Source organism: Erwinia sp. BNK-24-b (assembly GCF_047456155.1).
Classification (GTDB): Bacteria; Pseudomonadota; Gammaproteobacteria; order Enterobacterales; family Enterobacteriaceae; genus Erwinia; species Erwinia phyllosphaerae.
Genome location: NZ_CP179901.1, coordinates 2,685,205 through 2,708,491, shown reverse-complemented (window position 1 = coordinate 2,708,491; position 23,287 = coordinate 2,685,205). Strand labels below are relative to the sequence as shown.

General features: G+C 51.9%; 23 protein-coding genes. 15 read left to right on the top strand and 8 right to left on the bottom strand.

The features are described from left to right. Positions 1 to 186: 186 nt before the first annotated feature. The 4 genes from fliE (at position 187) to ACMGGR_RS12200 (ending at position 2,680) form a co-directional block, all read left to right on the top strand. Positions 187 to 498, top strand: a complete 312-nt coding sequence (gene fliE, locus ACMGGR_RS12215) for a flagellar hook-basal body complex protein FliE (protein WP_246758955.1) — start codon at positions 187 to 189, stop codon at positions 496 to 498. A 360-nt stretch (positions 499 to 858) separates the two neighbouring features. Further along, on the top strand, positions 859 to 1,542 hold the full coding sequence (locus tag ACMGGR_RS12210) for an SOS response-associated peptidase family protein (RefSeq protein ID WP_246758961.1): 684 nt from the start codon (positions 859 to 861) through the stop codon (positions 1,540 to 1,542). Between the two features lie 551 nt (positions 1,543 to 2,093). After that, on the top strand, positions 2,094 to 2,387 hold the full coding sequence (locus ACMGGR_RS12205) for a hypothetical protein (RefSeq protein WP_414146992.1): 294 nt from the start codon (positions 2,094 to 2,096) through the stop codon (positions 2,385 to 2,387). Between the two features lie 143 nt (positions 2,388 to 2,530). Next, a complete protein-coding gene (locus tag ACMGGR_RS12200; protein ID WP_246759296.1) occupies positions 2,531 to 2,680 on the top strand; it encodes a hypothetical protein in 150 nt (49 codons plus the stop codon). Positions 2,681 to 2,921: 241 nt separating this feature from the next. On the opposite strand, the gene ACMGGR_RS12195 is transcribed toward ACMGGR_RS12200, so the two are convergent. Continuing rightward, on the bottom strand, positions 2,922 to 3,521 hold the full coding sequence (locus ACMGGR_RS12195; RefSeq protein WP_414146991.1) for a helix-turn-helix domain-containing protein: 600 nt from the start codon (positions 3,519 to 3,521) through the stop codon (positions 2,922 to 2,924). Between the two features lie 321 nt (positions 3,522 to 3,842). Between ACMGGR_RS12195 and ACMGGR_RS12190 the strand changes: the two genes are divergently transcribed. After that, entirely contained in the window at positions 3,843 to 4,229 is a 387-nt protein-coding gene (locus ACMGGR_RS12190; RefSeq protein ID WP_246758967.1) for an antiterminator Q family protein, read from the top strand. 169 nt (positions 4,230 to 4,398) lie between these two features. Beyond that, positions 4,399 to 4,866 carry a glycoside hydrolase family protein gene (locus ACMGGR_RS12185; protein WP_246758968.1) on the top strand — a complete coding sequence of 156 codons (468 nt, stop codon included), beginning with the start codon at positions 4,399 to 4,401 and terminating at the stop codon, positions 4,864 to 4,866. A gap of 292 nt (positions 4,867 to 5,158) precedes the next feature. Here ACMGGR_RS12185 and ACMGGR_RS12180 read toward each other — a convergent pair whose 3' ends face one another. Continuing rightward, the gene (locus ACMGGR_RS12180; RefSeq protein ID WP_414146990.1) at positions 5,159 to 5,680 is read right to left on the bottom strand and encodes a hypothetical protein; all 522 of its coding nucleotides are present in this window, start codon (positions 5,678 to 5,680) and stop codon (positions 5,159 to 5,161) included. A gap of 54 nt (positions 5,681 to 5,734) precedes the next feature. On the opposite strand from ACMGGR_RS12180, the gene ACMGGR_RS12175 reads away from it, so the two are divergent. Further along, positions 5,735 to 6,034, top strand: a complete 300-nt coding sequence (locus tag ACMGGR_RS12175) for a hypothetical protein (protein ID WP_246758969.1) — start codon at positions 5,735 to 5,737, stop codon at positions 6,032 to 6,034. A 221-nt stretch (positions 6,035 to 6,255) separates the two neighbouring features. Further along, a complete protein-coding gene (locus tag ACMGGR_RS12170) occupies positions 6,256 to 8,004 on the top strand; it encodes an amylovoran biosynthesis protein AmsF (protein WP_414146989.1) in 1,749 nt (582 codons plus the stop codon). Between the two features lie 73 nt (positions 8,005 to 8,077). On the opposite strand, the gene ACMGGR_RS12165 is transcribed toward ACMGGR_RS12170, so the two are convergent. Further along, on the bottom strand, positions 8,078 to 9,478 hold the full coding sequence (locus ACMGGR_RS12165) for a diguanylate cyclase (RefSeq protein ID WP_414146988.1): 1,401 nt from the start codon (positions 9,476 to 9,478) through the stop codon (positions 8,078 to 8,080). A 413-nt stretch (positions 9,479 to 9,891) separates the two neighbouring features. Further along, on the bottom strand, positions 9,892 to 10,215 hold the full coding sequence (locus ACMGGR_RS12160) for a DUF6388 family protein (protein ID WP_246758974.1): 324 nt from the start codon (positions 10,213 to 10,215) through the stop codon (positions 9,892 to 9,894). Positions 10,216 to 10,372: 157 nt separating this feature from the next. Between ACMGGR_RS12160 and yedD the strand changes: the two genes are divergently transcribed. Further along, on the top strand, positions 10,373 to 10,852 hold the full coding sequence (gene yedD / locus ACMGGR_RS12155) for a lipoprotein YedD (protein ID WP_246758975.1): 480 nt from the start codon (positions 10,373 to 10,375) through the stop codon (positions 10,850 to 10,852). Between the two features lie 34 nt (positions 10,853 to 10,886). Here the strand turns inward: yedD and amyA are convergent, their stop codons facing one another. The 4 genes from amyA to fliD all read right to left on the bottom strand — a co-directional run bounded on the left by amyA (position 10,887) and on the right by fliD (position 14,721). Continuing rightward, on the bottom strand, positions 10,887 to 12,368 hold the full coding sequence (amyA, locus tag ACMGGR_RS12150; protein WP_246758977.1) for an alpha-amylase: 1,482 nt from the start codon (positions 12,366 to 12,368) through the stop codon (positions 10,887 to 10,889). Between the two features lie 131 nt (positions 12,369 to 12,499). Further along, the gene (gene fliT / locus ACMGGR_RS12145; RefSeq protein ID WP_246758978.1) at positions 12,500 to 12,859 is read right to left on the bottom strand and encodes a flagella biosynthesis regulatory protein FliT; all 360 of its coding nucleotides are present in this window, start codon (positions 12,857 to 12,859) and stop codon (positions 12,500 to 12,502) included. Continuing rightward, complete coding sequence (fliS, locus tag ACMGGR_RS12140; RefSeq protein ID WP_246758979.1) at positions 12,859 to 13,266, bottom strand: flagellar export chaperone FliS; 408 nt, start codon at positions 13,264 to 13,266, stop codon at positions 12,859 to 12,861. Before fliS ends, fliT begins: the two co-directional genes overlap by 1 nt. Positions 13,267 to 13,278: 12 nt before the next feature. Beyond that, positions 13,279 to 14,721, bottom strand: coding sequence for a flagellar filament capping protein FliD (gene fliD, locus ACMGGR_RS12135; RefSeq protein ID WP_246758980.1), 1,443 nt, complete (start codon positions 14,719 to 14,721; stop codon positions 13,279 to 13,281). 371 nt (positions 14,722 to 15,092) lie between these two features. Between fliD and ACMGGR_RS12130 the strand changes: the two genes are divergently transcribed. The 6 genes from ACMGGR_RS12130 to fliZ all read left to right on the top strand — a co-directional run bounded on the left by ACMGGR_RS12130 (position 15,093) and on the right by fliZ (position 23,212). Further along, entirely contained in the window at positions 15,093 to 15,902 is an 810-nt protein-coding gene (locus tag ACMGGR_RS12130; RefSeq protein WP_414146987.1) for a flagellin, read from the top strand. 81 nt (positions 15,903 to 15,983) lie between these two features. Further along, entirely contained in the window at positions 15,984 to 19,622 is a 3,639-nt protein-coding gene (locus ACMGGR_RS12125; RefSeq protein ID WP_414146986.1) for a glycosyltransferase, read from the top strand. 75 nt (positions 19,623 to 19,697) lie between these two features. Then, positions 19,698 to 20,510, top strand: coding sequence for a glycosyltransferase family 2 protein (locus ACMGGR_RS12120; protein ID WP_414146985.1), 813 nt, complete (start codon positions 19,698 to 19,700; stop codon positions 20,508 to 20,510). A gap of 321 nt (positions 20,511 to 20,831) precedes the next feature. Continuing rightward, positions 20,832 to 21,800: an HNH endonuclease signature motif containing protein gene (locus ACMGGR_RS12115; RefSeq protein ID WP_414146984.1), complete on the top strand. Its 969-nt coding sequence runs from the start codon at positions 20,832 to 20,834 to the stop codon at positions 21,798 to 21,800. Between the two features lie 143 nt (positions 21,801 to 21,943). Further along, positions 21,944 to 22,666 (top strand): RNA polymerase sigma factor FliA, encoded by a 723-nt coding sequence (locus tag ACMGGR_RS12110; protein WP_246758984.1) that lies wholly within the window; start codon positions 21,944 to 21,946, stop codon positions 22,664 to 22,666. A 42-nt stretch (positions 22,667 to 22,708) separates the two neighbouring features. Further along, on the top strand, positions 22,709 to 23,212 hold the full coding sequence (fliZ, locus tag ACMGGR_RS12105; protein WP_246758985.1) for a flagella biosynthesis regulatory protein FliZ: 504 nt from the start codon (positions 22,709 to 22,711) through the stop codon (positions 23,210 to 23,212). Positions 23,213 to 23,287: the final 75 nt, after the last annotated feature.

Below are 23,287 nucleotides of genomic sequence, written 5' to 3'. Positions count from 1 at the left end.
ACTCCCTGATGTGCTGGCTAAACAGATTAATCCACCTCTTATGGGGAGCTATTATTTTCTGAATTGAAAAATTCGATGGCTGGATAAGCTGCGACTTTTGCGCTTATTTACGGGCTTTGTCTTATTGACATTGTGGTAAGTTTTTATACAACAAAACGAACTACCCTTTACACACAGAGGCAAACCATGGCAATTCAAGGCATTGAGAGCGTAATGCAGCAGCTGCAGACCGCAGCAGTACAGGCAACCGGCCAGCGTACTGATGCAACCAGTCACGCAGATTTCGCAGATGCAATGAAAGAAGCACTAAATAAAATCAGCGATACGCAAAATGCGTCCCGTACCGAAGCGCAGGATTTCGAACTGGGCAAACCGGGCGTCAACCTGAACGACGTGATGGTCGATATGCAGAAAGCATCCGTCTCTATGCAGATGGGTATTCAGGTACGTAATAAGCTGGTGAACGCTTATTCTGAAGTGATGAATATGCAGGTTTAGTGGTGTAATTAAATGAATTATATGGGGTAAATTACATCGCCTCCTTATCGTAGCACGCATGTAGCACAAACTCGTTTAGTTTGGCGTTCATAAGCGTTAGCTGCCGGGTGTTGTTTTCCTCCACTGCTTTTTTAAGCTGCACCCCATCTCTGGCCGATAGCACAGTGAGAGCCACAACGCCCGTTTGTGGCATTCACCTTTGGGTTAAATACAAAGATTTTCTCATGGGTAAACTCCTTCCCTGACTCTCTCACGCAACATCCTGCTCCGAATCAGGTAAGCATAGATCGTAGCCGCTCGTATCGGACTTTCCGTCTGCCAGCGTAAACCGCTCTGCTACGCTTGTTAGCGGAGGTGCATATGTGTGGACGATTTACTCAATACAGATCGCGCGAAGAATATTTAGACATATTCGCCGGACAGGTGGAGCGTGACATAGCCTGGGATGATACGCCTGTTGGACGCTATAACGTGGCGCCCGGTACTAAGGTGTTACTGCTTAACATGCGTGATGAATCTCTTTGTCTCGATCCGGTTTACTGGGGCTATGGTCCGGAATGGTGGGATAAGCAGCCGCTTATTAACGCCAGGGTCGAAACCGCTGCCACGGGAAGGATGTTTAAGCCGCTCTGGCATCACGGCAGGGCAATTGTAATGGCGGATGGCTGGTATGAATGGAAGCGTGATGGCAGCCGGAAGCAGCCCTATTTTATTTATCACGAATCGGGTAAGCCGCTCTTTTTCGCCGCCATTGGTAAAGCGCCCTATGATAAGCCGCACGACAGAGAAGGTTTTGTCATCGTTACCGCTGCCAGCAATGAAGGGTTAGTTGATATTCACGATCGCCGTCCGCTGGTGCTGGAACCATCCGCCGTACTGGACTGGCTTAATCCTGATACCGCTTTAAAACAGATTGATGCAATTGTGCAGGACAAATCTGTCCCGGCAGGCGAGTTTGCCTGGCATGCGGTTACAAAATCGGTGGGGAGCGTAAAAAATCAGGGGAGCGAGCTGGTGGATGAGATAGAAAATCCCGTGCTTTAACCCTCCGTAGCCGGTTCAGACGAAAAAAAGCCCGCAGCTAAGCAGGCTTCTTCTCACTCGCCGGGTAGTAGGAGTACCTGGCTTGTTCATAAATTCGGTGTCAGCAGTAAAAAAGCCTGCGTTACACAGGCATGAAACTGTTACAAGGGGAAATCCATTTTTCAGCTCGCGCTGAACTCGCCACCATACAGTGATTCACCGTGATTGATACAACGGATTAACTTTTACGCAGCAATAAGCACGTTGTGTATGTTTCAGAGAGCAAAAGTGTGTCTGGAGCCTGATGTTTGTAACCATCAGCAGAGAAGTTGAGCAGTTCCGTTCCATTTTTTACTGCCCAGGCTTGCAGGTCCGGTGTTCTTAGCAGGGAAGGAACAAGCTGCATCAGCAATAAGCCTGGAAGAGAAAAAAGCGTCATGCCAAAAATGAATTTATTTATAAGAATGCCAGAATATTTTCTGGCATTAATATTTTTTTATCACATCCTTGATGCTATAGCCGTAATCACTGACTATTCGCCTCAGGCGAACCCATGAAAAAAAGGCAATAATATGCAAAAAAGCGTTTTTATAATCTGTATCTTGCTCGTTCTGTGCGGCTGTACAGCATCATCAGGAAAAAATTTTGATGAGGCAAAGCTGGCGCAGATCCACTATGGCACCACCAGACAGGAACTGATTTCGCTTTTTGGGCAGCCAGCGACAGAAACGCCTTATCCGGAAGGGCGGCTGATTATGATGTGGTCCTGGAGCCAGGCCAATGCTATGAGCACGACTGAAGGTAAGACGTTGACTGTACAGCTTAATAAAAATAAAGTTTACGGCTACGCCATGAGTAAAATGTAATATGGTGTTTGCCGCTTCGCCTTTATTTTACCAGCGCATTTTATTTATTCTCTGTTTTAGGGCAGAAAATGAGAACTTCGTTCGACAATAGCCGGCAGGAGTGTTAAGGTCAGTACTCAATTCAAAAAAAGTAAGGTTATTTTATTCCTGATATTAAATTCAGATGTCCGACATGCCACGGATGTCAGTACCGTTTTTCGCTTCACAGTATCACACCTAAAAACCCCCACGGTGCTAAATGCATCTTCTGTAAAACCACTATGACGGTCAGCTACAAAGCCTTCGTAAGTTAAGCTCCTGCCTTTTTAATTATCAACAAATCTACGGACTGCCCCGGCATTGCCCGCTGACTGGTCCTGATATTTGCCGTTTCGCTTGTCTGGTGACTACCCCGATATTTGTACTGTCGCGCGCTGCGACGGTATGGCTATTGTGGAGAAACACCGTAAGAGGGCGAAAGGGGCTCAAGCTGTATGCCGAATCACGGCCACTTTTAATAACGCAGGCTATCGATAAGATAGCCTGTGCTATAGGTTATCGCCGTAAATCGCGTATTAAAAAGATGGCGACGCCGGTCAGTTCTGCTTCTGATGACAGCTCGACGGCAGGCAGACGAGGATCGTCAACGGTTAAATAGCCGTTAGAAGGCCCTTCCAGATAGTGGTAAACCGAGATGCGCGTATTCACTTTTGCGAGCACTAAATCGCCGGATTGCGGCGCGGCTTCGGTATCAATAATCACGATGCTGCCGCTGGTTGCCTCCGCGCAGCCGCTGTTTCGATCGAGAATATAAGCACGCCAGCTTTTTTTAGCCTTTACGCCGTTTGGCGCTGAAACCACCTCTCGCGTTTTGCCGTTAACGTCCCAGACCGGTATTGTTGATGCGCTGGTCGCTTTTTCTATTTCACCTAATACGGCCTCGCCACGCATTTCGCCTTCGCCACTGGCCAGCCATTGTACGTTCACGTCCAGCGCCCTGGCGATATCAACCAGCTTGCGCGATCCTTCCGCCTTGCCCTTCGTCAGACGCCAGATAGTGGGTTGTGAGACGCCCGACGCTTCTGCCAAAGCACCCTGAGTGATTCCTATCATGGACATAGCCATGTTCAGCCGATCGGCCAGTGTATTTTTCATAGAGCAAAATTTATAGCGAAACGTATTTTTCGTCAAACACGCTTTGCTATTGCATCTTTAATAACCTATGCTATTAATTAAGGTGAGCTGATACTTAAACGGATAAAAAGCACGGGCAGGCTGGCTCCTTACTCTCCAGTCATGTGGCTCCAGGACGACGAAAAGGTTGAGTGATTTAAACCAGAAAAAACAAGCGAAGCGCCGCAGTAACAGGAAAATTTTCATCTGAAATCAGCGCCGTTTCGTTATGGGGTAGCGTTAAGGGAAGTGGCTGAAAACATTATTTTTACTTCTGTTTTATTCAATCGGTGAGGGGGCAAAATGCGAGACATGAAAAGCTTACTGGAAAAGTGGGGTGGCTGGGCGGCTACTGAACGCAGTGGTGTAAATTATGCTCACGTGGCTGCTGGCTTTCGCGGTCTGGTTACCGCAGTCCCTGCGGGCAGGCCTGTTTGTAGTGATAATGACGGTATGATCCTCGACAACTGTATTAGCAGGCTGAAAGTCAATCATCCCGATCAGTATGCATTGCTGGTAGCGCATTATCACTACCGTATCTCTTTACGCTCGATTGCCCGTCGCCGTCGCTGCGCTGACGGAACAATCCGTAAACAGTTACAGGCCGCAGAAGGTTTTGTGGAAGGCGTATTAAGCGCGCTGGAAATAGAGCTGGAAGATGAAAATGATTTTTTCCTCTGCGCCGGCTGACATTTGCTGAAAACCATCCAGCCTTAAAAAACATATTGATGGTTAAAAAAATTATACTTTTTATATGGCTTAGATGCAGCCGTATTTATTCATCACCTGCGATAAAAATTTCACCAGGGAATATTTTATCGATACCGCACTGGCGGCTTTAAAAATGAAGAGGTGAAAAATGAGTAAGATAATTCAGATTCTGGCTTTTGAAGAAGGCTATAAGGAAAAACCCTATATCGACACGGAAGGTTATCCAACGGTTGGCTGTGGTATTTTGCTTGGGCCAAAAAATGCCCCGCTGCAAAATTATAATTTTACCGTCCCTCGTGAAGTTGGCGATGTGTGGATGGGGAAACTGGTGGACGCAAAAATAAAGGAGATGAATAACAGGCCGGTATTAGTGGCCGCATTAAAGCAGTGTAACGATGCGCGTGCAGATGTGCTTTACAGCATGGCTTATCAATTGGGTATTGACGGCCTGTGCGCGTTCAAAAATACGTTGGTGATGATTTCCAACAACAATTTTACGGGCGCAGCGGAAGGTATGCTGAGCAGCGTATGGGCAAAACAGACGCCGGAACGGGCAAAGCGTCATGCGGATGCCATGCGTAGCGGCACTTATGATGCGTGGAAGGGGGCTATATGAGATTTCTTCTGTTTGTATTACTGGTCATGCTGGTGGCGCTTATTGTCTGGTGGATAAGTAAAAAAGGTAAAATTCAGCTGGTGGCTCACTCTAAGCTGCTGTTTAAAACCTGGTCCGTCTGGCTGGCCTCGGCGGGGTCGGCCATGGGCGCGTGGGTGCAATCTTTTCCGGATTCCGCCTCCAGCGCGCTAAGCGGATTGCCTGACGATGTGAAGACCGTTATGCCGCAGCATTTCTTAGGCATGCTGGCCTCGTTTATGGTTGCTATGGCGGTTATCGCCCAGTTTGTGCGTCAGAAAAAACTGGCAGCGGCTAATGCAGTGATATCAGCTGTTACGGCCCCTTCAGGCGCTTCACCTTCATCAGTCAGCTCAGCGGTGCCTGTGAAGCCCGTCGCATCCACTACGCCTGACGCTACAGCGAAAGCTGGCGCTTCGGATACATCGGCTAAATCAGGCGCTTCACCTTCATCAGTCAGCTCAGCGGTGCCTGTGAAGCCCGCCGCATCCACTACGCCTGCCGCTACGGCGAAAGCTGGCGCTTCGGATACATCGGCTAAATCAGACGCTTCACCTTCATCAGCCAGCTCAGCGGTGCCTGTGAAGCCCGTCGCATCCACTACGCCTGACGCCACAGCGAAAGCTGGCGCTTCGGATACATCGGCTAAATCAGACGCGTCACCTTCATCAGTCAGCTCAGCGGTGCCTGGGAAGCCCGTCGCATCCACTACGTCTGACGCTACGGCGAAAGCTGAGGCTTCTGCTGCGTCAGGGACTTCAGCTTCGGCGCCCGTTAAGGCAGATACGCCGGCCATCTCAGGCTCATCAACCCCGGCCGACGCTTCAGGCCCGGCATCAGGAGATAAAAAATGACCACCTTTCTCTCTTTATTCAGCGGAAGCTGGCACGCGCTCGCCGGTGTTGGCGTAGTCATTGCGGCAATAGTTGCCAGCTGGTTCGGCGGTAAAAAAAGCGGCAAGGTGCAGGAAAAGGCTAAAGCCGATGTGCAGGCCGCCAAAGTTGAAACGGCCAAAATCTCCGCCGTAGCGGCAACTCAGGCAAAAAATAGCGAGGAGAGTAAAAATGTTCAGGTCGCCAATAATGCTCTTAATGATGACGATGCTCGTAATAAGCTGCGCGAATCGCAATACAACGACAAACAGTCCTGATGTAGCCATTGATTCGTCCTGCACGCTATTTTCACCGATACATACCTATGGGCAGGACTGGAAATTAATGGACGTCAGAACCGTAAAAGCAATTAACGTGCATAACGAAATATGGACCAAACATTGCGCAACAGAAACCGGGAAATAATTTTTAATCACCAGGGGAGTTGTGCAGGAGATTTTTTATTTAAAAGAAACTGCACGTTATTGTGGAGGTAAATATGATTGAAGTTAATTCTTTTGCAGAGTTGAGATCTATAAAGCCGGCTAAAAATGGCGAGCTGGCTTTATTGCGCCGCTATTATAATGGCGACAACTATTATCGGGGCGGCGGTAACTTCGTGGGTTTTGTGACGGCTTCACCGCCAGCGGATGACGGTGGCACCCTGGCAACCGGCAATGGTTTTTACTGGCGCAGGGTAATTAACGATCCGGATGAAGTTAATCTTTATCACTTTGGCGCAAGAGGCAATGGTACCACTAACGATACCGCGTCGGTAAAAAGCATGATCGACTGGGCGCTGCGCTATGACGTTACTATGCGAGATATCGCCGTGCGCTTTCCAGCCGGTAAGTTTTTGGTTAGCCCGATTGATTTATCGGCAACGGAAATTCCCTTTTTCTATTTATATGGCGACCACAACCCGCACGGCGGCATACCGCGCACCATTATTATCTCAGATAAGTCGGCCGCGCCCGTATTCAAAGTTAAAGCACGCCGTACCACTATCCAGGGTATCGCATGGCATGGTCAGGCGTCAGCGGACGTCGATAACCATAAAGAAGCGATCGCGGCGTCCATGTGTTCCAACGCGCAGCCGTTCTTTGAAAATACCATCGTTGCGGGTGAATCGGTGTTGATAAGCGCATTTCGCGCCAGCAACTGCAGCGGAACGGTGATCAAACTGCTTGATACGCTGGACTCGAAATTTAATCAAATTTATACCGCCAATACCTATGGCAGAATTTTTGATGTTGGCCACTCAAACGCGGCTTTTGGGGCCTGGGATCACTCAACGGCGGTCGAGCTTACCAACGCCCATTTTCACTACGGCTACGGCGATGCCAGCCTGTCTATGCCGCGCGTTACTCAGGGGATGATCCATAACGTCTGGATTGAGCACAGCCGTTTTCCTGGCAATCTGCGCGATGGCGAATGGATTGTGGACGCGCTGAGCGTGGAAGATTGTCCCAACAAACTGGATATGACCAACAGCCGCGTACAGCTTCGGCAGATCAATCTGCAGGGCGGAAGCAATCTGGATTTACGTTACGATAACGAAAGCCGCTGGTTGTCTTCATACGAATACAGCTGGCGGCGCGATGAGCACTACGGCATTTTGCTTAACGGTTCTGTTCGGGCTGGCTGGTATTCCGGTTACCGGGTATCAAATAACAGCAGCGCCGATAAATGGTTTAACCTGGGGAAAATCAATTTCCCCAAAGATAACCTGCAGTGGATATTTGAAATTGTCGGCAGGCAGAACACGCAAGCGCTGGAGAAACCGGCGGGCAATCCCACGACCTCAACCGGCTCATGCATGACATGGCTGAATATTTCCCGCTGCTGGAACGGCATCTATGGCGACATTCAGCATAAAGGATTGCCTTCGGTGCTGGACGTGAAGATCAATCGCATCGGCATGACCTATGCAGAAGTCTTTATCAAAGTGAAAGCCAACAGCGGCGACACCTCTTTTAACCTGCGGGCGACAGGGCCAAGCCGTTTTGAATCCGGTGAATGCTGTTTCTTTCAGCCCAACATGAGCGAAGTTACCGATATTAATCTGCTGGGAACGACTATGGTCAACGCGCGGATGAGTTTGCATAACGGGCTGGCGGGCGTTGGGGCGAATGAAAAGGGCGTGTTGACGATAGCGACAACGCCTGCAACAGCGCCCTCAACGCCAACTGCGGGCTATATTACGATCAACATTAACGGTACCGATCGTAAAATTGCTTATTATTGACCCGCCGATGCTGCATCTTTGCAACGAGCGGCCAGCGCGAAACCAGACTCAGCCGCCAGCGATGGCGGCTTTTTTACAACACAAATTCCGGACAGACGCGGTTTCTGCCGCTGCTTTTGGCCACGTAAAGTTGCTTATCGGCGCTTTTTATTGATTCGTCCAGGCTGTGGGCATCGACAAGGCTCAGCGTGCTGATGCCAATACTGACCGTTACGCTTAAATCCTGGTCGTTTAAAATGATGGCGTGCTGCTCAATGCTCCGACGCAGGCGATCGGCCAGCAGGAAAGCGCGATGTTGTGAAATGCCTTCAATCAGAATCAAGAACTCTTCGCCGCCCATGCGGCTGATAATGGCCGTTTGCTGTAGCGTCTGGCGAATACGCTCAACGGTTTGTGCCAGCACATAGTCGCCTGCCGCATGTCCCCAGGTATCGTTAATGCTTTTAAAATGATCGATATCCACGACAAAGGCCGCGCCGTAAAAAACGTGGTTCCTGCGGGCAGCCAGCGCATCCAGCCTGGCGGCCAGGCCGCTACGGGTTAGTGCGCCGGTCAGCAGGTCGTAATCTGCGCGTCGGGTAATGCGCGCCACCAGCTTTTTATTGGCGGTGGCGCTCAAAGAAACAATCAGCGGGCTGATGGTCATGGCCGCCACGCCAAGACGCGCGGCGGCAAGACTGTCAATCAGGAAGAAGTCGTCTCTGCCCTGAATAGTAAACACGTTGCTGGCAACCAGAATAATTTCGGTAATACCCGTCGCCATCGTCAACAGGCAGGTGATAAACAGCGGATAGCTTACGGCGCACCACATCAGCGCAGGCAGAGGAAAAATCAGGCTGCCGCCGCCGCCAACGTAAATCCCTAAGGCAACCGAGGCCAGCAGCGACATCAAGGGCAGCGGCGAAGCGGCTTTCATCTCTTTTACCAGCTCGGGCAGCTCATCGCTGCGGGGCAGGGTAATCACCAGCGGCAGCAGCATGATAGACGTTGAGACCTGTTCGCAAAACCACGAAATCCAGCCTTTTACCAGGTCATCATGGAAATAGTGCTTGCTGGCAACGGCGCCGATCACGCCGCAGACGGCTGCACCAATCACGGAGGCAGGAAAGACGCGATTTAGCGCCTGCAGGCGGCGTGGATGAGGCTGGGCGGGATAGCTGGTCAACAATACGCCCATGCCGGTAACGATAAAAGCCAGGTTGCCCGCATCCATTCCGGCCGAGGCGCCCACCGGCGTACCAAAAGCGATATCCGCCGTTACCAGGCCTGCATAAATTGAGGGAAACGTCAGCGCCGAACTAAGCTGAGGAAAACGAACCAGTAAACCCAACAGCAGGGCGTTACACGGCCAGAACAGCGAAAGTGCGGCGTTCGTGCGGCAATAAAGTCCCAGCAGCGCCATGCTCAGCGTGATAAAAAATAACAGGATAACCAGGTTGAATTTATATTTGCTTAGTGGCATTGAGTTGCTCAAACTTTATTCATGGCAATGTCGTGACCAAAGGGGCGTTGATGCCGTGAGAAGCGGCACGCGCTGTTTTTTATGCTTATGGTTTTAAAAGATAAAGTGAAGTAGCGCCAGGCGTTGCACCTTAATAAAATCAAGAAAAATATTCCTGTACGATTGCCCGTCAAGAATATCCTTGTGGTTATTCAATTTCAATCTTTCGGCCAGTTATGACACGCAACCTGATTTTCAATTGCTTTATCCGGGAAGCGCTATATATACCGTAAAAAAATGTGCTTTACGCACTATAAATGACTACCTTTTTTCTGTTTGAGAGAATTCCCAAAGAAAGGCGGTCCTAAAAATCAGAAAAAATTTATCGGGATCCGGCGCGAAAAGGGCAGCGCATTCACGCCGGAGAGAGAACAAAAACCGATCGGCTACAGTTCGTTTTTAATGCAAAACTCTTCCCAGCTCATGCCCAGCGCGGCGGCATGCTCGCGCAGGTAGGCCTCAATAGCCTGCGCCGCTATTTCTTTATCCGGTTCGGCCAGCTGAATAGCAAACAGCATGCCGTCGAGCTTTTTTTCGCGCGTGAACGCGGCGTAGGCACGATCGCTCTGCATGCGCTGTAGCTGTGGCAGCGTCATACCCAGGCTGGCCGCATCCTGCTCGCTTAAGGCGGCGATACCGGCTTTGATTTCCGGATGCGCCTCAAGAAAAAGCGCGGTAGCGGCGGCGTAGTATTCTTCAATAGTCTTCATAAAACGGGTCCGGCAAAAAATGAGGCGTCAGTTTACACGGCTGTCGCCTTTTCAGCATCAGCTCAGGGCAAAAGAGCAGGGCAAAGAGCGAGACAGCTTGAATTGTACGGGTAAAAGATTATAACGTAGCGCCTGGTTGACGAGTCAGGAATTAAAAATGAAAAAGTGGATTTTAACAGCCGCCGTTGCGCTGGCTGGCTGTGCGCAAATACCCAATTACCAGAGCGCGGTGAAAACGCCGCCGCCCGCAAACCTGGTCGGCAACTGGCAGACAATGGGGCCGCAAAAGGGACTGGTCAGTAAAGAGGCCGTCGCTAGCCTGATTATTACCGCGCAGGGCGATACGCTGGACTGCCGCCAGTGGCAGCGGGTTATCGCCAAACCGGGCAAAATTACGCTGTTGTCCGGTGACTGGGTCAATATTAATAATGAGGTGCGCGTCATGCCGCTGGAGCTGGAAGGCCAGGCGCTGCATTACGACAAGCTGGTGCTGCAAAAAGTGTCGCAGCCGACTGCTGAATGTCAGGATGCGTTAAAGCACGTCAACGACAAGGTTGTGGCGAAGAAGGCCGCTTCCCAGTCTTCCGGCAGCGGCAAGTCGCATCACAAGACCATGCTAAGAAACGGCAAAAGCTGATGAGGAAAACCACGCGCCCGCGCGCGTGGTTTTTTTACGCTTCGATAACCCAAACGCTGACGCTACCTGCATTACAAAAGAAAGTCGCGTTGCCTTCTTCGTCAGAGGTGACTTTTTCTTCCCGATGGCCCAGATAGTCTCTCCAGGTTTTTCCGGCAAAATCACTCCCCAGCGGTAGCGTCTTCTCGCCCTGTTCGCCGTTGGACATAATCACCACGCAACCCGCGTGTTCATCCGTTCCGCTGCGGGCAAAAGCTACGCAGTTAGCATGGTCGAACCATTCGGTCTGAACGCCGTGAGCAAACTCCTGGCGCGCTTGTAACAAAGGCCCCAGCTCCGGAATAACAGGCATATCGATTTGATACTGTTCGCCGTCGCCGCCCTGGTCTTCATAGCTGGCGCCAAACAGGTCGGGATAAAACACGGCGGGCACACCCTGTTCACGTAGCAGGATTAGCGCGTAGGCCAGCGGTTTAAACCAGGGTTCCACCGGCGCTTCCAGCGACTGCAAAGGCTGTGTATCGTGGTTAGCCACAATAGTTACAGCATGCCAGTGATCGTGTTCAACCAGCGTGCCGCTGAAAATCTGGCTGAGATCGAAGTTAGCTCCTTCGCGCGACGCATTATGAAATTTCATTTGCAGCGGCGCGTCAAACAGCATGGTTTTACCTTCTACCTGATGGATATAGTTTTGCAGCTTCTCCACCTCATGCGACCAGTATTCCGCAATAATCAGCATCGGCTGCTCCGCGACTTCCTGAATATGATCGATCCACTGCTTATAAAACCAGGCGGGAATATGCTTTACCGCATCCAGGCGGAAGCCGGTACAGGCGATCTGCTGCATCATCCAGCGCGCCCAGAACTTTAGCTCCTCGGTAACGGCATTGTTGCGAAAATCGATATTCGCGCCCATCAGGTAGTCGAAATTGCCCAGCTCGTCGTCAACCTGTTCATTCCAGCCATCGCCGGTGTAAGCGTTAACAATTTTAAACACGCCAAATTCATTGGGGTTTTCAATGCAGTCTACGCCGTTAAAACATCTATAATCCCAGATGAATTTTGAGTACTGACCGCCTCGACCCGGGAAGTTAAAGCGTGTCCAGGCTTCCGCCTCAATGACTTCGTCATCAATCTCTTCGCGGTTTTCCGGGTTAACGCGATTGACCTGAATTCTTTCTTTCTCATCGGCACCCATTTTGTGGTTAAACACGACGTCCATGATCACGCCGACATCGTGCGCTCTCAGCGCGTTAACCGCCGCTATCAGCTGTTCTTTATCGCCATATTTCGTGGCGCGGCTGCCTTTCTGTTCAAATTCCCCCAGATCAAAAAGATCGTAAGTGGCGTAACCTACGCCTTTTCCCCCTTCGGAACTTTTATAGGCGGGCGGCAACCAGACATCGGTAATGCCTGCCTGCGCCAGCCACTCGGCACGCTCTGCCACTTCTGGCCACAGCTTACTTCCGTCAGGGTAATACCAGTGAAAGAACTGCAATAAGGTGGGATTGCGCATGCCATTGCTCCAATAATTATCAGTGGGAACCTGAAGTATGGAAGAGGCGGCGGGAAAAGCGCGGGCCAGCGCAGAAATATTTTACGCTGCGCTGACCGAAGAAGAGACGTAACGAAAAACGGCGTCCCGGCTTATGAATTTTGCGGGAAAAGAATAACGCCTGCCATACCGCCGTAAGCTTTGTTGACGGATTTCTGACGGCTCGTCTGGCTAATTAATACAGAAAGCTGCTCTTTACGCGCTTCCAGCAGGGTTTTGACTTCCGCTTCGTTATCGAGAATATGGCGCAGCACAGGCCTTAACTGGGCCTGAGTCTGGGCCGGGACGGGTGTTTGTCGCGTACACTCCGCCAGTTTTCCCACCGCACTGACATAATCAGCTTCCATTTCGATCAATTGGTCCCAGTCCCCGTCCGTTGCCAGACGCAACATTGACTGACTAAGGACGAGTAACTGTTGGTAAAGCGACATCAGATGCGGTGCAATATTCATTAAACGGCGTCCTGAAGAACAGTAGTGGCGGTAACCTCTTTCCAGGCATCGGCAATGTTGCGCAGCAGATCTTCTACTTCCTGAACGGCCGCGACATCATTCTGCAGATTACCCTGAAGAAGGCGTCTTATCATGTAGTCATAAAGCGCGAGCAGGTTGGCAGCCAGCTCGTCGCCGCTTTCATCGATCAGGCCAACTTTCAGGCCATTTTCAATAATGTTGATGGCTTTGGAGATCGCATTGCCTTTGTTTTCGATCTGGCCATCCTGCATAAACAACCGTGCCCGAACCAGGGCGCTAAGCGCCCCGTCGAACAGCAGCGTGGTCAGCTGTTGCTGGCTGGCACCCAGCACGCTGCTTTCCAGTCCTACCTTGCGGTAAAGCTGTGCTCCTGAATCTTTATACATATCGTCGCCCAATTAGCTGTCTGAAGAGGAGAACTGCGACGTCAGATAGCTCGCCGTGTTGGTCAGTGAGTTTACGAGCGTACTTAAGTTCGTAAACTGCGTTTTATACCTGGCCATCGTCGCGTCAATCGAATCGCTCATTTTATCGTAGCTGTCGCTCAGCGTTTTTAACGTCGTATTAATACCGTCTTCGGCGTTTTTGATAATGCCTTCTTTACCGACCGTGGTGCTTAACATGGCGGTCAGAGTACTGTCCAGCTGGGTTGCGAAGCCGGTTTTGCTACCGTCACCGATAAAGAACTGGCTAACGGCCTGTGGGTTATCGGTCAGCGCGGCGGTCAGCTTGGTATCGTCCACGGTCAGCGCGCCGGTTGAGCCATCGCTTTGCGTGGAAGGATCGATAGTGATACCCAGCTGCGCAAGAATCGAGTAAGAGCCACCCTGCACCGAAGTCAGAATCGAGTTCATACTGTTTTCAACCGAGCGAACCACGCTGTCGCCTAACAGCGCGCCGTTGCTGCTTGACTGAGAAGCACCTGCCGACACTGCGGTATATTTGGTTACCGAGGCGATAGTCGATTTCAGCGAGTTATAGGCCGTAACAAAAGCATTGACGGTTTTTTTCGTGTCATCAATAGAGCGCGATACGGTCAGCGTCTCGCCTGAGGAGTCCGTGCTGGCTGCTTTAAGATTCAGCGTCACGCCGGTCAGGGCATCGGTAATGTTGTTGCTGCTGCGCTCTATCGCGACGCCGTTAATGCTGAGCTTGGCGTTTTGCGAGGCGGTCTGCACCGACATGTTTTGCGTACTGGTCGAGCTGGCGTCGTAGCCAATAACGCCCTGCAAAGTATCGTCGCCGGTCACGCTAACGGTCATATCGCCATCGGTACCGGTGCTTTTTGAGCTGAGCATCAGACGATAGTCGCCGCTGCTCGCCTTAATAATACTGGCACTGACGTTACCGGCGCTTTTATTGATAGCGTCGGCAATGCCGGAGAGCGTCGTCTGGCTGTCGGTCAGCGTAATGCTTAAAGGCGTAGACGTGCCGGGCTGCGTAATCGTCAGCGTACGGCTATTGCCGCTGGTAGTTGCGCCCAGCTGTGTACTATTACTGCTGACAGAGCCGGAAATCAGCGTCTGCGCTTTAGCGACCTGAGTAACGTCAACGCTATAGTCTCCGGTCGAGGCGGTGGCATCCGTCGTGGCAGTAAAAGCGGTATTGGTACTGGTCACCGCCGTCGCGCTGAAAGCCGTAGATTTGGTTAGCGCAGCCGCAGCCGTTTCCAGCGCCGCCATGGAACTTTGCAGCTTGCTATAAGAGCTAAGCTTAGAGTTATAGGTCGTTTGCTGATCGGTAATGGTGGTCAGTTTGGTCTTCTCAGCGGTTTCCAGATTGGTATAGAGCGTATCCAAATCGAGACTGGTACCAGCGCCAAGCGAGCTTACACTTGCCATAGGGGATCCTTAAAGAATGAGATATGGTCAATACACATATCGGCCGCAGAGAAGAAAAGTTTACGCCGGGCGAAAATTTTCAATAGGCAGAATAAGAGGGGGATTCGCAGGTAATTAACCAGATCGTTTTTTCGGCACTTCTCTATGATAGCTTTCATTATATCCCGCTCTGCTAAACGGGGCGGTGAAGAAATAAGCAGATTGTTCAAGCTGGTCAGTGATTTTAGTGCAATAGTTTCAACGAGTTAGTCGTTTATCAACTTTTTTTCTAAAGTTCGGATTAAGCGAACCGATAACGTGAGTAACGGTGACAGACGCCGTGAGCGTGAAGGCTCAGCTTAATAAACTTACTGATTTTGAAGGAAACTATTATGTCCGTTATTAACACTAACATCATGTCACTGACTACTCAGAACAACCTGAACAAATCACAGGCTTCTCTGAGCACCGCAATCGAGCGTCTTTCTTCTGGCCTGCGTATCAACAGCGCAAAAGATGATGCCGCGGGTGAAGCTATTGCTAACCGCATGAACTCTCAGATCAAAGGTCTGACTCAGGCGGCACGTAACGCCAACGATGGTATCTCTCTGACCCAGACCGCTGAAGGTTCACTGGACGAGGTCAACACCAACTTACAGCGTATCCGTGAACTGACCGTGCAGGCGAAAAACGGCACCAACAGCGCCGACGACATCGACTCAATCCAGAAAGAAGTTGACGCACGCCTGTCTGAAATCAACCGTATCGGCGCGGCAAGCACCTTTAACGGCACGGCAATCTTCAACACCACTGGCAGCGTAAACATCCAGGTTGGTGCTAACGACTCTACCGATGCCAACGTGATCAGCATCGACATGTCCGGCGCTGGCTTCCAGACTTCTGGCCTGGGCGCAACGTTCAGCGTGACCGGCGGCGACCTGTCAGACCTGGATGCGCGCATCAAGAACGTCGACACCGCACGTAGCGGCCTGGGTGCGATTCAGAACCGTTTCGAATCCACCATCAACAACCTGAACACTTCTGTGACCAACCTGACCGCGTCACAGTCACGTATCCAGGATGCTGATTACGCAACAGAAGTTTCAAACATGTCGAAGGCGCAGATCCTTCAGCAGGCTGGTACCTCCGTGCTGTCAAAAGCCAACCAGGTTCCACAGGGCGTTCTGTCCCTGCTGCAGTAATCTTGCACGACACGTTTCGTCGACCCGGCTACGGCCGGGTTTTTTCTATCTTGCCCACATAAGATGGCGCGGAGAAAATGTATGAATCGTCTTTTAATTACTATTGATCAACTTAACCGGTTAACCGATACAGAAACGACCCTGATGGATGTGGTCGACCATTTCCACGCGCAGGGCTGGCAGATAGATTTGGTCACCCGGCTGGTGGAAGGCACCTATTTACGGCGGCTAAAGGAACTGCAAAAAAGCGGTAATGTGCAGTGCTTTATGGAGGATGAACATCCTCTGGCAGCGCACTACGATTTAATCTGGATTTGCCAGGGTTATATGAGTCTGAAAATGATCTCAGCCCTGCAGAAAGGCGAAATAACTGGCGTTTGCGTTTTCCAACACTACTACGCCTATGCGGACCAGGATCTGCCTTACGGTGCGGCTCTGGAAAACAAGCTGGCCGCCTTTAGCCTGGCCGTTTCCGCAATTTCCTATGCGAAACTCGCGCTTAAAGGCATCGATCAGCGCAAACTTCATCTATTTCCTCTTTCCGTTAACGACAGCTTCGCCCAGGTTCAGCCGCGAGCGATGCCTGAACTGTCGCGTATTCTGCTTATTTCCGAAGAGCAAAACGAAGAAGTCAGCGCGTTGCGCACGCTGCTGGCGGAAAAGGGCATTAAGCTCGACCACATTAGTTCACAGCGCCGCGATATCGAACTGACGCCGGATTTTCTGGGCACTTATCAGGTGGTGATGGGCCAGACGCGTTCGATGGTGCAGGCCGTCGCCGCTGGTATTCCTGCCTACCTTACCGATACCGTATCCGGCGCTGGCTACGTTAATGACGACACGCTGGAAGCGGCGCTGGATTCGCACTTCGCGGCCGATTACGGCAGCGCGCCGCACCAGAGCCCGGAAGAGTGGGCAGCCGATATTATCGAACCCTATGCCGATGCGTGGCAGTGGGCGCAAAGCTATCGTGCAGAAGCCTTTCAGCAGTGGTCGCTCAGCGCGCAACTCAAGGCGTTGATGGCGCGTTTGCCAAAAGCTGACAAATTACTGATCAACGACGCTGAAGTCGCCAGCCTGACGCTGCACCGCAAAGTCATTGCCGACGATGCGGAAAAATCGCGCGTGCTGGAAAGCTGGCTGAAAACGCGTCAGCCTTCAGAAGCACGCATCAGCGTGCTGCTCTCTTTTATTAATCAGATGCCGGAAACGGGAAACATTGGTCTGGTTATTCTGGATCCGCACGGCGACAGCGCGGCGGTAGAAAAAACGCGTGCCTCGCTGACCGATCAGTATCTGCAACCGGCGCTGACTGAAACGATAAGCGACAGCCAGCAGCTGGCCGCGCTGTTTAAAGAAACCGAAGCGGACTCGCTGTTACTGGTGACGGCAGGCTGCGAGCTGGTACCGTGGGCGCTGCTGGTTTTTGCCGAACATCGCCTGCGCCAGCCCGATGCAGCGCTATGGTACTGCGACAGCGTTAACGGCGAAAACCTGCTCGCCGCCGAAAGCCTGTTTAAGCCCGACCTGAATATCGACCTGTTGCGCAGCCAGCCTTATATTGGCGAACAGCTGCTGATTAACGTGGCGGCCGCGCGTGAAGTGGGCGGGTTTGACGCCACCTATACAAGACTGGGCGGGATTGACCTGGCGTGGAAATTTATTGAAAGCCGCGGCTCACAGTCTGTTGGCCATATTGCCGATGCGCTGATGCTGGTGCCGGTTATCTTTGAGAGCTGGCTACAGCAGCCGGAAATTATGGCGGAAAGCGCAGCCAGCACGGCTGCGCATCTGGCGCGCTGTAATCTGGCCGCGACCGTTGAACCTGGTCTTTTGCCCGGTCTGCATCGCGTACGCTTTACGCACCCGCAGCAGCCGCTGGTTTCCATCATCATTCCAACCCGCGATCGCCTGCCGTTGCTGCGTCGCTGTATCGAAAGCCTGATGGAAAAAACGCAGTGGCTCCACTATGAGCTGCTGATCGTTGACAATAATTCTCAGGATGCAGCGACCTGTGAATATCTGGCGCAGCTGGAAGCGCTCGGTATCGATCAGTTACGCGTTCTGCGCTGGCCGCAGGCGTTCAGCTTTGCGGCGATTAACAACTTTGCCGTTGAACAGGCGCGCGGCGACCTGCTGCTGTTTTTAAACAACGATACCGAAATTGTTGAGGGCGAGTGGCTGTCGGCGATGGTCGAACACGCTATGCGGCCGGAAGTAGGGATTATCGGTGCGCGACTGGAATATCACGATGGCCGCGTGCAGCATGCGGGCATCGTGGCCGGGGTCGGCTTAGGTTTATCGCCGGTCTATGAGGGGGTAAGCGTAGATAATCCGGGCTATATGCAACGCCTGAAATCAACGCTTAACGTTACCGCCGTCAGCGCAGCCTGCATGATGGTGCCAAAAGAAGTTTTTGTGGAGCTGGGCGGCTTTAGCGTTGACGAGTTCCCGGTTTACCTGGGCGATGTCGACTTTGCCCTGAAAGCGCGTGCCAACGGTTATCTGACCGTCTGGACGCCACATGCGCGCGTGCTGCACATGGGTGGCGCAACCCGCGTGCTGGGTGAGGAAGTGGGTATCGCTTCTCATGTCGGCCCGGATGTTTTTGACACGCTGCGTGAAAAATGGCGCGGCGAGCTCAGCGTGGATATCAGCTATAACCGCCAGCTGACCAAAGTCGGCGGCAACTTCCAGCTGGGCACGCGTCAGTCACGCTATCAGCAGCCGCTGCCTGGCCGTCCGCTGCCGGTAATGATGGCCTGCCATAAAAACCTGACCGGCTGCGGCAACTACCGCGTCATCAAGCCGTTTAAAGCGCTGGAAGGGCATCTTATTCTGGAAGGCGGCCTGACGCACGGCCTGCCTGCGGTAATGGAAGTGGCGCAGATCCAGCCCGATACGCTGCTGCTGGAGCTGGTTACCGACGTTTCGATTCCTGAACGCGTCAAACAGTTCCGTCAGGTAAGCAATACGAAAATCATCATGGAATATGATGACTATATTCCCAATCTGCCGCTGAAAAGCGTGTTCCGTAAAAAGCTGCCGAAAGATATTGTGCGCCAGCTGCGCCGTTCGGTAGAGCAGGCGGACTGGCTGGTGGTTTCCACCGCGCCGCTGGCGGAAGCTTATGCGCCGTTCCACCACGATATTCGGGTCGCGCAGAACCGTCTTGATGACCAGTGGGCCTCGCTTAACAGCCTGCGTCGCCAGGGTAAAAAGCCGCGCGTCGGCTGGGCCGGGGGCAGTAGCCATACCGGTGACCTGGAGATCCTGCTGCCTTTTATGAAGGAGCTGGAAAACGAGGTGGAGTGGGTCTTTATGGGCATGAAACCGCAGAACGTGAAGTGCGAGTTCCACTACGGCGTGCCGTTTGAGTTTTATCCGGAGAAGCTGGCAACGTTAAATCTGGACCTGGCGCTGGTGCCGTTAGAGATGAACTTCTTTAACGAATGTAAAAGTAACCTGCGTCTGCTGGAATTAGGTGCCTGCGGCGTGCCGGTAATCTGTACCGATATCGAACCGTACCGCTGCGATCTGCCGGTTACCCGCGTAACCAACCGTTATAAAGACTGGATGAACGCCATTCGCGAACACCTGGCCGATATGGATGCGCTGGCCGCGCGCGGTGATGCGCTGCGCGACGGTGTTTTCCGCGACTGGATGCTGCGTGACGAAGGTCTGGTTGACTGGCAAAACGCCTGGCTGCCGCGCGGTTAATTATGAATGAAAACGGCAGCTGGCCAGCTTCAGGCGGCCAGCTGCCCGTCCGTAAAAAAAGTTCGAAGGTGCAAGATGATTGACGGAAAAAAAATTGGCGTAGGCATTGTGACCTACAACCGTAAAGCCGGTCTTTTTAAACTTTATCAGTCGCTGCCTCGCGATATTATCGACGCGTTAGTTGTGGTTAACGATGGCGCTTATTATCCCGAGCTGGCGGAACTGGACTGTTATCTTCATCATAATGAAATTAATCAGGGAGTAGGGCGCAGTAAAAATATAGCGCTGCGCTATCTCCAGGCAGAAAACGTGGATCACTTTTTTCTGATCGAGGATGATATTTTCGTTAAAGATCCGGCGGTTTTTGCGCAATATATTTCTTTATCGGCGCGTACCGGTATTCAGCATTTTAACTTCAGCCAGCACGGTGATAAAAATATGCTGGCGGACGGCACGCCAAAGCCTTGTTACACCATGGATTACGGCGATTTTTCGATGCCGATTTATAACGCATGCGTCGGCGCTTTTTGCTATTACTCCAGAAAGTGCCTGGATAAAGTCGGGCTGATGGATGAGATTTACTATAATGCCGTCGAGCACCTTGACCATACCTATGCGGTCATTAAGGCCGGGTTTCATCCCTCCTACCACTATTTTCCGGATATTGAAAATTCGGGCGATTATCTGGGTGATGAAGGCTGGAGCCCGCAACAGTCAACCATTTCCGGCAAGCTCTCTTCCCGTGCGATTAGCCTGGTTGCCGCCACGCATTTTCAGGAAAAGCACGGCTGCCTGCCGCCGAAGATCCCATTGGTCAGCATTGACGCGCTGAAAAAAGAGCTGGCTGCGCTGAAAAAGAAATACGCGACCACCAGCGCCGTAAGTTAATTAATAATATTACTGCCGGGCAGCAGGCGTGTCCGGCAGGTTAAAAAGATGAAGGCTGCTGACAGCGGGTTCTTTAAGTACTGATAGCCTTTACCTTAAAGAAAGTTTTGCCTTCATTTTTTATACCCTCTGGATTGCTCATTTTCCTTCAGAGCAGGGTTCCTTTCTGCTAAGCCGGGTAATACATCTTCCTGTTTGGCTTACTTCATCCCGCAGACTAAGACTTATCTGGTTTCTTGCACAGATGCTGGAGTTTTAACCCGCCGCGCCGATAACCATTTTTTATAACAAAGTATTTTCCTCTTTTTTGCGGAGTGTGACATGCGCTTCAATTATGACCTGCTGCCTGGCGAAGTGTTGCCGTTCGACGAGATCGCCGAACGCTACAGCCAGAAATATCCCGAGGATAAATCTTTAACGCCTCGGGGGTTACTCAGTCCTTCGACCTCCAGTAAAAGCTGGATTATCCGGGCGGTTTTCGCCAGCCGTGATATTCATCCTGAACTGGACGACGTGCTTTTTATCTCTAATGACAACGAACGCAAAAACTATCTACAGCGCTTTGAACACTATTTACAACGCCAGGAAAGCTTTCTCTATTTTCGACGTCCGCCCGCGCCTGCGCCCTGGAACGTCTGGAAAGTAATGGGCGAAAGCAGAGTGGTAGCGATGCTGGATCCGGCTTCTATCATGGCGCAAAGCCTGATGGCGCAGCGCGGCTTTACGCTGAGCCTGCTGCGTACGGATGAAGAAGAAGAGTACTGGCAGCTTTATGACAGCCAGACGCGCCCCTGTTTTGAATATTCTCGTCAACTGCAATTTCTGGTGGTACTAAGCTCGCCGCTGCTGCCGCCAACCGCTGGCGTGATGCCGGGCACCCAGGTCGGGCGTCGGGTAAAAGCCCGATTGTGGCAGCGAATCAGCCAGCAATCTTTTAGCAGCGCCGTGCGCGAACGCTATGGCGCCTGTGTGATTACCGGCACGCGCCTGCACGAAAACGCCAGCTGTCCGTGGGTAGAAGCCTGCCACATCAATATGGAAGAAAATGAAAGCGGTTTTCCGAAAGATAATAACGTGGACAACGGCCTTTTTCTGCGCAGCGACCTGCAACGGCTGTTTTCCAGCCGCCTGCTGACCATTGACGCCGCCACCGGCAAAGTAGCTTTTCGGCACGCGCTGGCAGCGGATGAAGAGTTAAGCGCTTCTTATCAGGAGCTTATTGGCCAAACCTGTGCACTGTGGGATCGTGTTCCTCAGGCAACCCGCGAGAGATTGCAAAAGTTACGTTAGCTTTTGGTAAAAAGCGGCGCGCAATGCCGCTTTTTTCAACAAAAATGAAATAACCCGCCTTTTTCACCGCTATTCCCCCAATCAATCCGTACTACAGAAACGGATAATCATGCCGATAACTTAACTAACGCAGGATAGTCATAGTGAACGATCTATATACCGTCGGTGGCGTGATGGATAAAAACTCGCTGTGGCAGCGCTACGTGCCGCTGGTGCGTCATGAGGCGCTGCGCTTACAGGTCAGGTTGCCCGCCAGTGTTGAACTGGACGACCTCCTGCAGGCGGGTGGCATAGGGCTGCTGAATGCCGTGGAGCGTTACGACGCGCTTCAGGGAACGGCTTTCACCACTTATGCCGTACAGCGGATACGCGGCGCAATGCTTGATGAGCTTCGCAGCCGCGACTGGGCACCTCGCAGCGTGCGCCGTAACGCACGTGAAGTGGCCAGCGCGATGCATCGCGTCGAGCAGAGCCTTGGAAGACCGGCCAGCGAGCAGGAAATTGCTGCGCAACTGGACCTGTCATTAGAAGAGTACCGGCAGATTCTGCTGGATACCAATAACAGCCAGCTGTTCTCTTACGACGAATATCGTGAGGAGCACGGCGACAGCGCGGAGCTGGTGACGGAAGGCCATGAAGAGGCTAACCCACTCCACCAGTTAATGGAAGGGAATCTTCGCGAACGCGTCATTGAAGCGATTGAGGCCCTGCCCGAGCGCGAAAAAATGGTGCTGACGCTTTATTACCAGGAAGAGCTGAATCTGAAAGAGATTGGCGCAGTGCTGGAGGTCGGGGAATCCCGGGTTAGCCAGCTGCACAGTCAGGCGATAAAACGCCTGCGCGCCCGGTTAACGGGAGCGCGCTGACAGAGTCAGTATTGCACTCTCAACACCAACCGGGGACTCCAAATGGGATCCAAAACTAAAATGAGGCCGCTGAGCCGCTATCTGAAAGATTTTAAGCACAGCCAGAGCAATTGCTCACATTGCAGTAAAGTTCTTGATCGTATGGCGCTGGTTTTTCGCGGGCAAATCATCAATAAAGAGGCGATTGCCCGCATGGACCAGCCTATCGACGACCAGGTCTGGTCGAAGCTCCAGCTTGAGCTGACCGCCCTGTGCCGTTTTTGCAGTGATATTTACTGCAACACGAACCCTACCTATTTTGACATCATGGCGTTTAAACAGTATCTGTTTGAACAGACCGAGATGAGCCCCAGCACGATCCGCGAATATGTTGTTCGCCTGCGTCGCCTTGACGGTATGCTGTCGGCCCGTAATTTCCCGGCGGAACGGCTGGCTGGCAACAGCTGGCACGAATGTCTGGAAAATGACCTGCCCGCTGCAGGCAATAATAATTACCGCATCGCTTTGCGCAAGTATGACCAGTTTTTAGGCTGGCAGCGCAATTAGGTTGGGAATGGCAGCCTCTTTTACGTTACCTTTTCGCTATCTTCTGTAAGACTGTAAGGATGACCCATTGCTGCT

Excerpts from the sequence above, each read along its gene's own strand:
- fliE (WP_246758955.1), top strand. The coding sequence starts at position 187 with ATGGCAATTCAAGGCATTGAGAGCGTAATGCAGCAGCTGCAGACCGCA.
- ACMGGR_RS12210 (WP_246758961.1), top strand. The coding sequence starts at position 859 with ATGTGTGGACGATTTACTCAATACAGATCGCGCGAAGAATATTTAGAC.
- ACMGGR_RS12205 (WP_414146992.1), top strand. The coding sequence starts at position 2,094 with ATGCAAAAAAGCGTTTTTATAATCTGTATCTTGCTCGTTCTGTGCGGC.
- ACMGGR_RS12195 (WP_414146991.1), bottom strand. The coding sequence starts at position 3,521 with ATGAAAAATACACTGGCCGATCGGCTGAACATGGCTATGTCCATGATA.
- ACMGGR_RS12190 (WP_246758967.1), top strand. The coding sequence starts at position 3,843 with ATGCGAGACATGAAAAGCTTACTGGAAAAGTGGGGTGGCTGGGCGGCT.
- ACMGGR_RS12185 (WP_246758968.1), top strand. The coding sequence starts at position 4,399 with ATGAGTAAGATAATTCAGATTCTGGCTTTTGAAGAAGGCTATAAGGAA.
- ACMGGR_RS12180 (WP_414146990.1), bottom strand. The coding sequence starts at position 5,680 with ATGGCCGGCGTATCTGCCTTAACGGGCGCCGAAGCTGAAGTCCCTGAC.
- ACMGGR_RS12175 (WP_246758969.1), top strand. The coding sequence starts at position 5,735 with ATGACCACCTTTCTCTCTTTATTCAGCGGAAGCTGGCACGCGCTCGCC.
- ACMGGR_RS12170 (WP_414146989.1), top strand. The coding sequence starts at position 6,256 with ATGATTGAAGTTAATTCTTTTGCAGAGTTGAGATCTATAAAGCCGGCT.
- ACMGGR_RS12160 (WP_246758974.1), bottom strand. The coding sequence starts at position 10,215 with ATGAAGACTATTGAAGAATACTACGCCGCCGCTACCGCGCTTTTTCTT.
- yedD (WP_246758975.1), top strand. The coding sequence starts at position 10,373 with ATGAAAAAGTGGATTTTAACAGCCGCCGTTGCGCTGGCTGGCTGTGCG.
- amyA (WP_246758977.1), bottom strand. The coding sequence starts at position 12,368 with ATGCGCAATCCCACCTTATTGCAGTTCTTTCACTGGTATTACCCTGAC.
- fliT (WP_246758978.1), bottom strand. The coding sequence starts at position 12,859 with ATGAATATTGCACCGCATCTGATGTCGCTTTACCAACAGTTACTCGTC.
- fliS (WP_246758979.1), bottom strand. The coding sequence starts at position 13,266 with ATGTATAAAGATTCAGGAGCACAGCTTTACCGCAAGGTAGGACTGGAA.
- fliD (WP_246758980.1), bottom strand. The coding sequence starts at position 14,721 with ATGGCAAGTGTAAGCTCGCTTGGCGCTGGTACCAGTCTCGATTTGGAT.
- ACMGGR_RS12130 (WP_414146987.1), top strand. The coding sequence starts at position 15,093 with ATGTCCGTTATTAACACTAACATCATGTCACTGACTACTCAGAACAAC.
- ACMGGR_RS12125 (WP_414146986.1), top strand. The coding sequence starts at position 15,984 with ATGAATCGTCTTTTAATTACTATTGATCAACTTAACCGGTTAACCGAT.
- ACMGGR_RS12120 (WP_414146985.1), top strand. The coding sequence starts at position 19,698 with ATGATTGACGGAAAAAAAATTGGCGTAGGCATTGTGACCTACAACCGT.
- ACMGGR_RS12115 (WP_414146984.1), top strand. The coding sequence starts at position 20,832 with ATGCGCTTCAATTATGACCTGCTGCCTGGCGAAGTGTTGCCGTTCGAC.
- fliZ (WP_246758985.1), top strand. The coding sequence starts at position 22,709 with ATGGGATCCAAAACTAAAATGAGGCCGCTGAGCCGCTATCTGAAAGAT.